An 11808-nucleotide genomic window follows, 5' to 3' on the forward strand; every position below is an offset into this window, starting at 1 on the left:
ACGGGTAGTACTCAGGTACGTCCCATTCGGGGATTTGAGGGATGTGCGGCAGGCGCGCCGCAATCATCGAAACCTACACTTCGAGGTTCACGTCGAACAGCTCATGCCACGGCAGTCCCTGCTCGCCCAGCTCGGCGAGGAACGGATCGGGATCGAACTCCTCGACGTTGAACACCCCGGCGCCGCGCCACAGCCCCTTGGCCCACATCGAGGCGCCCAGCGCTGCGGGAACGCCCGTCGTGAACGACACGGCCTGCGTGCCGGTCTGACGGAAAGCCTCCTCGTGGTCGCAGTTGTTATAGATATAGTAGGTACGCTCCTTGCCGTCCTTGACGCCCTTGATGCGGCAGCCGATCGAGGTCTGACCGTGGTAGTTGGCGCCCAGCGACTTGGGGTCGGGAAGAACCGCCTTCAGGAACTGAATGGGGACGATCTCGACACCGTTATAAATAATCGGGTCGATACGCGCCATGCCGATGTTCTGGATCACGCGCAGGTGTGTCAGGTACTCCTGTCCGAAGGTCATCCAGAAACGCGCCCGCCTGATCGTGGGATAGTTCTTGACGAGCGATTCCAGCTCCTCGTGGTAGATGACATACGATTCGCGCTCGCCGATGCCCGGATAGTTGAGCGGCCGGTGAATCTCGTGCGGCTCGGTCACGACCCACTCTCCGTTCTCGTAGTAACGCCCCTTCTGGGTCACCTCGCGGATGTTGATCTCGGGGTTGAAGTTCGTGGCGAAAGCCATGCCGTGATTGCCGGCATTGCAGTCGACGATGTCGAGGTAGTGGATCTCGTCGAAATGGTGCTTGGCGGCATAGGCCGTGAAGATGGCCGTCACGCCCGGATCGAAGCCGCAGCCGAGGATTGCCGTGAGGCCCGCGGCCTTGAAACGGTCCTGATAGGCCCACTGCCACGAGTATTCGAAATGCGCCTCATCCTTGGGTTCGTAGTTGGCCGTGTCGAGGTAGTTGCAGCCGCACTCGAGGCAAGCGTCCATGATCGTGAGGTCCTGATACGGCAGCGCGACGTTGACTACGATGTCGGGACGGAACGCGCGGAAGAGTTCGCAGAGCTGCGGCACGTTGTCGGCATCGACCTCGGCGGTCTTCACCCGGTTGCCGCCGATGGCGGCCGCCACGGCATCGCATTTGGATTTGGTGCGGCTGGCCAGCATCACATCCGTGAACACGGGATTGGCGGCGATCTTCTGGGTCACCACGGTGCCGACGCCTCCCGCACCGATAATCAGCGCTTTACACATAGAGTTATTGGATTTTTAAAGTTAATTTCACGTTAACGCCTACAAAAATATCTTTTTATTTCGGCAAATCAAAATCGGCGCCGCATTTTTCACGGCCCGGTGCGACGAAAACGGAAAATGCGGGTTTTGCGCAATTTTTGCGGGCGGGGTGTTGTAAATTAAAAATAATTCCGTACATTTGCACCACCAAAACGGAAGCGATTCCCAATTGGCAGCGGAGATCTCCTAGCTCAGCTGGTAGAGCACAACACTTTTAATGTTGGGGTCGTGGGTTCGAGCCCCACGGGGATCACCAAAAGGAAGGTTAAGACCTTCCTTTTTTTGTCTATATAGCCGGTTTGCGTTATCTTTGCAGACGACAGATCAAAAAACCGAAACATGGCAGACAACTATCTGGAACGGAAAATGGAGGAATACCGGGCCCGGACGGCATCGTCCTCCGCAGGGCGCAGGCCCTTGGTGACGCTGAGCCGGCTGCTGCTGAAAAACCGCAGCCACCGCGGTTACGATGCGAATTTCATCGTCCGCGAGGACCAGCTCCGGCGCATCATCGCAGTAAACGCCAAAATCCCCTCGGCGCGGAATCAGCAGGTGCTGCGGTTCCGGCCCGTGCTGGCCGATGAAGCGCAGAAAGTGTTGCCGCACATCCGCCTCGGAGGGGCCCTGCCCCACCTGCATCTGCCCCTGCCGGGCACCGAACCCAATGCCTTCATCATCATCTGTTCGACCGCAGCGGAAGACCGTTACGTCGACATCGACCTCGGCATCTCGGCCCAGAGCATGCTGCTGCAGGCGGCGGAGATCGGGCTGAACGGCATCTGCATCGGGGCTTTCGACCGGGAGCGCATCCGGCAGGAGTTCGGTTTGGAATCGGAACCGCTGCTGATCCTCGCCATCGGCCGGGGCATCGAAAAGATCGAACTGGTGCCGATCGGTGCGGACGGCGACCGCGCCTACTACCGCGAGAACGGCACGCATTACGTCCCCAAGGTCCGCCCGGAGGAGCTGACGATCAAGTGATGGAAACGCCCGAAACCATATATATCCGCAACATGGTGTGCGACCGCTGCCGGATGGTCGTGCGGGAGCTGTTCGCCGAGCTGGGAATCGAAACCCGCTCGGTCGAGCTGGGCGTGGTGCGCACGGCGGGCCCCGTCGGGAATGAGGTGCGGAAACGGCTGGGCGAACGGCTGCAGGCATTGGGGTTCGAACTCCTCGACGAGCCGAGGCAACAGATCGTCGAGCAGGTAAAGACCGAAATCATCCGGCTGGTGCACCGCGACAACGGGGCCCTGCGGGTCAACCTCTCCGACTGGCTGACCGAAGCCACGCACCACGAATACAGCCAGATCAGCAAACTCTTCTCCGAGACGACCGGGACGACCGTCGAAAAGTATTTCATCGCCCAGAAGACCGAGCGGGTGAAGGAATTGCTGGCCTACGGCGAGCTGTCGCTCGGCGAGATAGCCGACCTGATGAACTATTCGAGCGCCGCCCACCTCAGCGCGCAGTTCAAAAGCCAGACGGGGATGACCCCTACCCGCTTCCGCGAACAGGCCGAGGGGCGCCGGAAACCCCTCGACAAGGTATAACGGCGGAATTTTGTAAATCTATTCCATAATTCTGTAACAGCCCCGCGGCCCCGCGGCGTTATCTTTGCAACGAAGCAAAAAAGGTAACGACATGGCAACGAATCATACCGTCAAACAGACCTTCCCGGTCGCCGACATGAGTTGTGCGGCGTGCGCGGCGAAGGTGGACAAGGTCCTGAACAACGTCCCGGGCGTGAGCCGGGCCGCGGTGAATTTCGCGGCGGCGACCGCTTTGGTGGAGTACGACGAGGCGCAATGCTCGCCCGCCGCGCTGCGGGAAGCCGTGCGGCAGGCCGGGTACGACCTGATCGTCGGGGCCGGGGATGCCGCCCGAGAGGCCGAAAAGGCCGCCGGAGAACGCTACCGCACGCTGAAACGCCGCACGGCGTGGGCCATCGCCCTGTCGGTGCCGGTAGTCGTCGTGGGGATGTTCGGGATGGGGATGCCCTATGCCAACGAGTTCATGTGGCTGTTGTCGACGCCGGTGGTCTTCGTGCTGGGGCGCGATTTCTTCATCAACGCATGGCGGCAGCTCCGCCACGGTTCAGCCAACATGGACACGCTGGTGGCCGGAAGCACTGGAGTGGCCTATCTTTTCAGCGTGGCGAACATGCTCTTTCCCGGATTCTGGGAGGCCCGGGGCATCCATCCCCACGTCTATTTCGAGGCGGCGAGCGTCATCATCGCCTTTATCCTGCTGGGGCGCCTGCTCGAAGCCCGCGCCCGCGACCACACCTCGGAGGCCATCCGCAAACTGATGGGGCTCCAGCCCGCGACCGTAATCCGCATCGGCGCGGACGGGCAGCAACACGAAACCGCGGTCGGCGAGGTACGGCCCGGCGACCTGCTGCTGGCACGTCCCGGCGAACGGATCGCCGTGGACGGAACCGTCGCCGAAGGCAGTTCCTATGTCGATGAAAGCATGCTCACCGGAGAACCCGTGCCGGCGGCCAAAGGGCCCGGGGACGCGGTGTTCGCCGGGACGGTCAACCAGCGGGGAAGTTTCCGCTTCACGGCCGCGAAGGTCGGCGGCGAAACCCTGTTGGCGCAGATCATCCGGCTGGTGCAGGAGGCGCAGGGCAGCAAAGCCCCGGTGCAGAAACTCGTGGACCGCATCGCGGGCATCTTCGTGCCCGTAATCATCGGCATCGCCCTCGCGGCGTTCGCGGCGTGGATGCTGTTCGATCCGGAGAACGGATTTTCGCACGGCCTGCTGGCGCTGGTCACGGTGCTCATCATCGCCTGCCCCTGCGCTCTGGGGCTGGCGACGCCCACGGCCATCATGGCCGGAATCGGCAAAGGAGCCGAGAACGGCATTCTGATAAAGGATGCCGAGAGTCTCGAAACAGCCGTGAAAGTGGATGTCGTGGTGCTGGACAAGACCGGGACGCTGACCGAAGGGCGTCCCGAGGTGACGGACCTCGTATGGGCCGGGGGCGACGACACGCACCGGAACACACTCTGCGCCCTCGAAAAACTGTCGGAACATCCGCTGGCCGAGGCTGTCGCCACGCATCTCGGCGCATGCGCCCCGGTGGCGGTCGAGGGGTTCGAGAGCATCACCGGGCGGGGCGTGAGCGGCACGGTCGGTGGCATCAGTTATTATGCCGGGAACGAAGCCTTGATGCACGAACACGGCATCGCCATCGACGACGAACTCCGCACGGTAGCGGAACGGATGGCCGGGGAAGCCAAAACCGTCATCCGGTTCGCCGACGGGGAGCGGACACTGGCCGTGGCGGGGATTACCGACCGGCTGAAAGAGCATTCGGCGGAGGCTGTCCGGGAGTTGCGCGAACAGGGCATCACGGTCTGGATGCTGACCGGCGACGGCGAGGCGGCGGCCCGCGAAGCGGCCCGCAGGGCGGGCATCGACAACTACCGCGCAGGGGTGCTCCCCCACCGGAAGGCCGAATTCATCGAAGCGCTTCAGGCCGAAGGTCATACGGTGGCCATGGCGGGCGACGGCATCAACGACAGCGCGGCGCTGGCCCGTGCCGACCTCGGAATCGCCATGGGGCGCGGCAGCGACATTGCGATGGAGGCCGCCCCGGTGACGATCATTTCGTCGGAGCTCACGAAGATCGCCGAGGCCATCCGCCTCTCGCGGCTCACGGTGCGCACCATTCGGCAGAACCTCTTCTGGGCGTTCATCTACAACCTGATCGGCGTACCCGTGGCGGCCGGAGCGCTCTATCCGCTGCTGGGGGTCCAGCTCGACCCCATGATCGCGGGGGCGGCGATGGCGATGAGCAGCGTCAGCGTGGTGGCCAACAGCCTGCGCCTGAAACGCGCGAAACTGCACAAGGAAAAAACCAGTAAAAAACAACGGATTATGAAAAAGTATCAAGTGGAAGGCATGATGTGCAACCATTGCCGCATGCATGTGGAAAAAGCGCTCAACAGTCTGGAAGGCGTATCGGCGTCGGTGACGCTCGACCCGCCGGTGGCATCGGTCGAGTTCGCGGGCCGCGTGTACTCCGACGAGGAGTTGCAGCGGGCCGTAGCCGAAGCCGGGGAATACCGGCTGACAGCCCTGTAAGGCACTCCGAGAACGAATGACGGCGCAAAGGTGCGGAAATCCCGAAATTTTCCGTATCTTCGCGCCATCACCAATAATTACTGCGATGAGAATACAACAATAAACGGGTCGGATTCAGTCAGACCGACGCCGTATCCGCTCGGAACGAAACATCGGTTTAACCGGTCTTCACGCAAGACCCCCATTTATTGTGTATCATGCATATCATCGTCAGTGATCTCACCTATCACTATACCAACCGGCAGTCGCTGTTCGAAGCGATCCGATTTTCCGTGCCGCCGGGCGGAAAGGCAGCCATCGTCGGCAGCAACGGAACGGGAAAATCCACGCTCCTGAAACTGCTGGCCGGACGGCTCGCACCCGTGTCGGGCAGCATCGCCTGCGCCGCACGCCCCTATTATGTCCCCCAACAGCCCGATCTGGCCGGAACGAGCGTCGCCGAGGCGCTGGGTGCGGCCGGAAAACTCGCGGCACTGCACGCCATTTGCGCCGGAAGCACCGACCCGGCCCATTACGACGCGCTGGGCGACGACTGGGAAATCGAATCGAAATGCCGCGCCGCGCTCGACGGTTGGGGCCTCCGCCATGTCGCGCCGGACGCCCCGGCCGACGCCCTGAGCGGCGGGGAGAAAACCAAACTCCTCCTTGCGGGAGCAACGCTCCGCCAGCCGGAAATCCTGCTGCTGGACGAGCCGACCAACCATCTCGACGAAGCGGGACGGCGGCAGCTCTATGCCTTCGTCCGCGACACGCGGGCTACCGTAGTAGTCGTGAGCCACGACATCACGCTTTTGAACCTGCTGGAAACGATCTACGAGCTCTCGCCGCTGGGACTGAAACGCTACGGCGGAAATTACGATTTCTACCGTCAGCAGAAACAAATTGAACGACAGGCCATCGAACAGCACCTCGACGCGGCGCAGACCGCCCTGAAACAAGCCCGCAGGCGGGCGCAGGAGGTCCGCGAACGGCAGGAGAAGCGTGCGGCGCAGGGCGAGAAGAAGAAGGACCAGTCACCGCGCATCCTGCGCAAAGGATTGAAGGACAGCGGTGAGCGGACCGCCTCGCGGCTCCGGGACCAGCATGCCGCGCTCATCGGCCGCGACAGCGAAAAGATCGCCGAATTGCGTGCCCTACAGCAGCGCGAATGCCTGCTGCGGATCGATTTCGACGATGCGCAGCTCCACAACGGCAAGTTGCTGGCGGAGGCCCGGGGCGTGAATTTCGCCTATCCCGGGGGCGCGCCGCTCTGGGGTGCGCCCCTCGACACGGCGATCCGCAGCGGGGAGCGCATCCGTCTGCGGGGTGGCAACGGAACGGGGAAAACCACCCTCGTAAAGCTATTGACCGGGGAGCTGGAACCCACCGAAGGGGAGATTCGCCGGAGCGAATTTTCGCACGTCTGTCTCGATCAGGAGTACAGCCGTCTCGACACCCCAGCGACGGTGCTGGAAACCGCGCAGGCATGCAACCGCAGCCATCTGGAGGAACACGAGCTGAAGATGCGGCTCCACCGGGCGCTGTTTCCGGCAGCGGCGTGGGACAAAGCGTGCGACACGCTCAGCGGCGGCGAACGGATGCGGCTGAGTCTCTGCTGTCTGATGATCGAAAATCAGGTGCCCGACCTCTTCATCCTCGACGAGCCGACGAACAACCTCGACCTGCAAAGCCTCGGCATCCTGACCGACACGATCCGCAACTACCGGGGGACCCTGCTGCTGATCTCCCACGACAGCCGTTTCGCCGAGGACGTCGGCATCACGCGGACGATCTCGCTGTAAACGAATCGGGGCCGGCATGACCGGCCCCGATTGTCTTATGCGGAGATGGATTTCGGACGTTTCAGATGCGCCCTCACGGAGTTCACGAAAGCCCCGGCCAGTCCCTCGTCGTAGACGATCCGGTGCTTCCAGCGGTTGGCCCACCAGCGGCGGGTCTTGAACCACATATTAGGCAGCAGTCCGGTCGGCTTCGGGGCCGAAAATTCGGGCGAGAGAATCTCGTTCAGCACCCGCTCCTTCAGTTTCGGATCGACGGCAAACGGCGGCAGCAGCGAGGGATCGAGCCCCAGCTCTTCGGTGCAGATGGCGTTCAGGCACTCCAGAAAACGGTCCATGTTGGCCTCGCGGGCCAGCTCATGGAGTTCTTCCCAGTCGATCTTGCCGGCGTTGCGCTCGATGAAGACATACCAGTCCAGCACATGCCGCAGTCCGATGTTGATGGCGGCGAAATGCACCGCGGCATGGCGCAGCAGGAACAGCGCGTTGAAAGGCACCGAAGGCAGGTCGACCGGCACGTCCCCGAGTTCGACAGACTCCCCGGGCTGCGCCGCGAAGCGTTTGAGCGGCTGCTCGATCCGGCGGTTGGAACTGTGGGTCTCGTTGTTGACCAGATCGTAATGGTTCTCGACCATAATGCCGTCGAAAAGGAAAGTCGTGTGGTGCTCCTTGTCCTCGTCGACCCGTAGGCCCAGTTCGCGGGTCACCACCCGGTCGGCCTCGGGCTGGCGCCCGTACAACCAGATGTCGATGTCCCCGAACGGACGGTGCGACGGCACGGGGTACGAAAGGCTCAGCCCGTAACCCTTGAGGAGCATCATCGGGAAACCGTGTTTGTGGTAGAAAGTCGCGAGGCGCGTGAGGGCCGCTTCGTGACGGCGGTAGCGTTTCTCGATCTGCTCGACGTTGAAAGCCCACTCCAGCAGCAGTGGACGCGGCGGCCACAGCTCCTCGGGCAGCATCTGCAACCCGTCCCATGCCACCGCCAGCACGCCCTGCACCGACGAGCGGCGGTAAATCTCGCGCCAGCACGCCTCGTCGCAGTGCGCAAAGAGCGCCGTGTCTCCCATCGTCCCGTGCAGCGCCGCCCGCAGCAGGGCGAACAATCCGTTCGTCGCCGTATCCTTCATAGTCAAAAAAAATTGTTGGTCAAAGATAGCGATACTTTACAAAAAATCAGGCCCGGGATACCGGAAATTCGCAAAAAAGCCGTACCTTCGACTGAAATTCTCCCCTCGGGGACCCGCAGGGAGGGATCAATACGCAACGATATGAAAGGCATTGTCTTGGCGGGAGGCTCGGGAACGCGTCTCTATCCGATAACCAAAGGGGTCAGCAAACAACTGCTCCCGATCTACGACAAACCGATGGTCTACTATCCGCTGTCGGCGCTGATGCTCGCCGGCATCCGCGACATACTCGTCATCTCGACCCCCGCCGACCTGCCGGCCTTCCGCCGCCTGCTGGGCGACGGCTCGGACTACGGCGTGCGGTTCTCCTATGCCGAGCAGCCCTCGCCCGACGGACTGGCGCAGGCGTTCCTGATCGGCGAGGAGTTCATCGGCGACGATTCAGTATGTCTGGTGCTGGGCGACAACATCTTCCACGGCTCGGGATTCACGGGGATGCTCCGCGAAGCGGTCCGGACGGCCGAAGAGGAGCGGAAAGCGACCATCTTCGGCTACCGCGTCGAGGACCCCGAACGTTACGGCGTGGCGGAGTTCGACGCTGCGGGCAACTGCCTCTCGATCGAGGAGAAGCCCGCGCATCCGAAATCCAACTACGCTGTCGTGGGGCTCTACTTCTACCCCAACAAAGTGGTCCGGGTGGCCCGATCGATCAAACCCTCGGCACGGGGCGAGCTGGAGATCACCTCGGTGAACCAGACATTCCTCGGCGACGGGGAGTTGAAGGTGCAGACCCTCCAGCGGGGTTTCGCGTGGCTCGACACGGGTACGCACGACTCGCTGGCCGAAGCCTCGATCTTCGTGGAGGTAATCGAGAAGCGGCAGGGGCTCAAGATCGCCTGCCTCGAAGGCATCGCCTACCGCAACGGCTGGATCACGGCCGACAAGGTCCGCGAACTGGCCGGGCCGATGCTCAGGAACCAGTACGGGCAGTATCTGCTCAAACTCATCGACGAACACAAATGAAAATAGACCGAACCGACATCGACGAGGTGCTGATCCTCGAACCCGACCTGTTCGGCGACGCCCGTGGCTATTTCTTCGAGAGCTTCTCCCGGCAGCGTTTCGAGGAGGTTGCGGGGCCCGTGGATTTCGTGCAAGACAACGAATCGAAATCGCGCTACGGCGTAGTCCGGGGACTTCATTTCCAGCACGGGGCCGCCGCGCAGGCCAAGCTGGTGCGCGTGGTCACGGGCACGGTGCTCGACGTCGCGGTGGACATCCGCCGCGGATCGCCCACCTTCGGACGCCACGTCGCCGTGGAGCTCTCGGGCGAAAATCACCGTCAGTTGTTCATCCCCCGCGGATTCGCCCACGGATTCGCCGTGCTGAGCGACGAGGCCGTGTTCCAGTACAAATGCGACAACTACTACGCCCCCGCGAGCGAGGGCGGCATCGCGTGGGACGACCCCGCGCTCGCGATCGACTGGCGGATTCCGGCCGGGGCCATCCTCCTCTCGGAGAAGGACCGCCACCGTCCGACGCTGGCCGAAGCGGGAAAACTGTTTGAATACCGAAAACCATGAACATATTAGTCACGGGCGCCAACGGGCAGTTGGGCCGCGAAATGCAGCGTCTGGGCGCCGTATCGCCCAACAATTACATCTTCACCGACGTGGCGGAACTCGACGTCACCGACGCCGGGGCCGTCCTGCGGGCCGCGGAGCAGACCCGCGCCGAAGCGATCGTCAACTGCGCGGCCTACACCAACGTGGAGCGCGCCGAGGAGGACGAGACGACGGCCGACCGCCTGAACCGCCTCGCCCCCGCGAACCTCGCGGCGGCGGCAGCGGCCACGGGAGCCACGCTGATCCACATTTCGACCGACTATGTTTTCGACGGCACAGCCCACCTGCCCTACGCCGAGCAGGCCCCGACGGCGCCGCTGGGCGTCTACGGCCGCACGAAACTCGCCGGGGAACAGGCCGTCGAGGCGTCGGGATGCAACTACCTGATCCTGCGCACGGCATGGCTTTATTCGGCGTTCGGGAACAATTTCCTGAAAACGATGCTGCGGCTGACGGCCGAACGGGAGTCGCTCAGCGTGGTCTTCGACCAGATCGGCACCCCGACCTATGCCGGAGACCTCGCGCTGGGGATATTCTCGGTGATCGAGGGCGGACAGTTCCGCGGCCACGAGGGGCTTTACCACTTCTCGGACGAGGGTGTATGCTCGTGGTACGACTTCGCCGTGGAGATCGCGGCGGCGGCCGGGCACGACAAGTGCCGCATCGCGCCGTGCCACACGGCCGAATATCCATCCAAGGCCCCCCGCCCGGCCTACTCGGTGCTCGACAAAAGCAAATTCAAAACGACGTTCGGCATCGAGATTCCCCACTGGCGGGAGTCGATGCTCTACTGTCTGAAAACGATGCAAGCATGAAACGCACAATCCTCATAACCGGCGGCGCCGGGTTCATCGGCTCGCACGTCGTGCGGCTGTTCGTCACGAAATACCCCGACTACCGGATCGTCAACCTCGACAAGCTGACCTATGCGGGCAACCTCGCCAACCTCCGCGACATCGAGAACGCACCCAACTACACCTTCGTGCGGGGCGACATCTGCGACTACGAGGCCATGCGCGCGCTGTTCGCGGAATACGCCGTCGACGGGGTGATCCACCTCGCGGCCGAGAGCCATGTGGACCGTTCGATCCGCGATCCGTTCACCTTCGCACGGACCAACGTCATGGGGACACTCACGCTCCTGCAGGCCGCGAAAGAGGCTTGGGGAGGCGCATGGGAGGGTAAACGTTTCTACCACATCTCGACCGACGAGGTTTACGGGGCCCTGCCGTTAGGCGGCGGGCTCTTCACCGAGGAGACGCGCTACGATCCCCACAGCCCCTATTCGGCGTCGAAAGCGTCGTCGGACCACTTCGTCAGGGCGTTCCACGACACCTACGGGATGCCCGCAGTGGTGACCAACTGTTCGAACAACTACGGGCCCTACCAGTTTCCCGAAAAGCTCATACCGCTCTTTATCAACAACATCCGCCACGGCAGACCGCTGCCGGTCTACGGCCGGGGCGAGAACGTCCGCGACTGGCTCTACGTCGAGGACCACGCCCGGGCCATCGACGCGATATTCCACCGGGGCCGCAACGGCGAGACCTACAACATCGGGGGATTCAACGAGTGGCGCAACATTGACCTGATACGGGTCGTCATCCGGGTCACCGACCGCCTGCTGGGCCGTCCCGAGGGGGCTTCGGAGAAGCTCGTGACCTACGTCACCGACCGCGCGGGGCACGACCTGCGCTACGCCATCGACTCGCGCAAGCTCAAGGAGGAACTCGGGTGGGAACCTTCGCTGCAATTCGAAGAGGGCATCGAAAAGACCGTCCGCTGGTATCTCGACAACCAGCAGTGGATGGACGACATCACCTCCGGAGAGTACGAGAAGTATTACGAAGAGACATACGCCGGGCGGTAGCCGGCGC

Annotated in this window: 10 protein-coding genes and 1 tRNA gene; 9 read left to right on the forward strand and 2 right to left on the reverse strand. The window is 62.7% G+C overall.

What is annotated here, in order from left to right; all coding sequences use genetic code 11:
• Positions 1 to 73 precede the first annotated feature (73 nt).
• Positions 74 to 1264: a saccharopine dehydrogenase family protein gene (locus BN5935_RS12860; RefSeq protein WP_064976447.1), complete on the reverse strand. Its 1191-nt coding sequence runs from the start codon at positions 1262 to 1264 to the stop codon at positions 74 to 76.
• Between the two features lie 219 nt (positions 1265 to 1483).
• Between BN5935_RS12860 and BN5935_RS12865 the strand changes: the two genes are divergently transcribed.
• From BN5935_RS12865 to BN5935_RS12885, 5 genes are all read left to right on the forward strand, one after another.
• A tRNA-Lys gene (locus BN5935_RS12865) sits at positions 1484 to 1559 on the forward strand.
• An 83-nt stretch (positions 1560 to 1642) separates the two neighbouring features.
• Positions 1643 to 2284 carry a nitroreductase family protein gene (locus BN5935_RS12870; RefSeq protein ID WP_064976448.1) on the forward strand — a complete coding sequence of 214 codons (642 nt, stop codon included), beginning with the start codon at positions 1643 to 1645 and terminating at the stop codon, positions 2282 to 2284.
• Positions 2284 to 2856 (forward strand): helix-turn-helix domain-containing protein, encoded by a 573-nt coding sequence (locus BN5935_RS12875; protein ID WP_064976449.1) that lies wholly within the window; start codon positions 2284 to 2286, stop codon positions 2854 to 2856. The genes BN5935_RS12870 and BN5935_RS12875 overlap by 1 nt, the downstream gene beginning before the upstream one ends.
• 91 nt (positions 2857 to 2947) lie before the next feature.
• Positions 2948 to 5398 carry a heavy metal translocating P-type ATPase gene (locus BN5935_RS12880; protein ID WP_064976450.1) on the forward strand — a complete coding sequence of 817 codons (2451 nt, stop codon included), beginning with the start codon at positions 2948 to 2950 and terminating at the stop codon, positions 5396 to 5398.
• A 197-nt stretch (positions 5399 to 5595) separates the two neighbouring features.
• On the forward strand, positions 5596 to 7179 hold the full coding sequence (locus BN5935_RS12885; RefSeq protein WP_064976451.1) for an ABC-F family ATP-binding cassette domain-containing protein: 1584 nt from the start codon (positions 5596 to 5598) through the stop codon (positions 7177 to 7179).
• A 35-nt stretch (positions 7180 to 7214) separates the two neighbouring features.
• On the opposite strand, the gene BN5935_RS12890 is transcribed toward BN5935_RS12885, so the two are convergent.
• On the reverse strand, positions 7215 to 8306 hold the full coding sequence (locus BN5935_RS12890) for a nucleotidyltransferase domain-containing protein (RefSeq protein ID WP_064976452.1): 1092 nt from the start codon (positions 8304 to 8306) through the stop codon (positions 7215 to 7217).
• A gap of 141 nt (positions 8307 to 8447) precedes the next feature.
• Between BN5935_RS12890 and rfbA the strand changes: the two genes are divergently transcribed.
• Genes rfbA through rfbB form a run of 4 tightly spaced genes read left to right on the forward strand, consistent with a single transcriptional unit; the run spans position 8448 to position 11801 of the window.
• Complete coding sequence (rfbA, locus tag BN5935_RS12895) at positions 8448 to 9329, forward strand: glucose-1-phosphate thymidylyltransferase RfbA (protein ID WP_064976453.1); 882 nt, start codon at positions 8448 to 8450, stop codon at positions 9327 to 9329.
• Positions 9326 to 9889, forward strand: coding sequence for a dTDP-4-dehydrorhamnose 3,5-epimerase (gene rfbC, locus BN5935_RS12900; protein WP_064976454.1), 564 nt, complete (start codon positions 9326 to 9328; stop codon positions 9887 to 9889). The genes rfbA and rfbC overlap by 4 nt, the downstream gene beginning before the upstream one ends.
• Entirely contained in the window at positions 9886 to 10746 is an 861-nt protein-coding gene (gene rfbD / locus BN5935_RS12905; RefSeq protein ID WP_064976455.1) for a dTDP-4-dehydrorhamnose reductase, read from the forward strand. Before rfbC ends, rfbD begins: the two co-directional genes overlap by 4 nt.
• A complete protein-coding gene (rfbB, locus tag BN5935_RS12910; RefSeq protein WP_064976456.1) occupies positions 10743 to 11801 on the forward strand; it encodes a dTDP-glucose 4,6-dehydratase in 1059 nt (352 codons plus the stop codon). The genes rfbD and rfbB overlap by 4 nt, the downstream gene beginning before the upstream one ends.
• Positions 11802 to 11808 lie beyond the last annotated feature (7 nt).

It is taken from the genome of Alistipes provencensis (genome assembly GCF_900083545.1).
In the GTDB taxonomy this organism is placed as follows: domain Bacteria; phylum Bacteroidota; class Bacteroidia; order Bacteroidales; family Rikenellaceae; genus Alistipes; species Alistipes provencensis.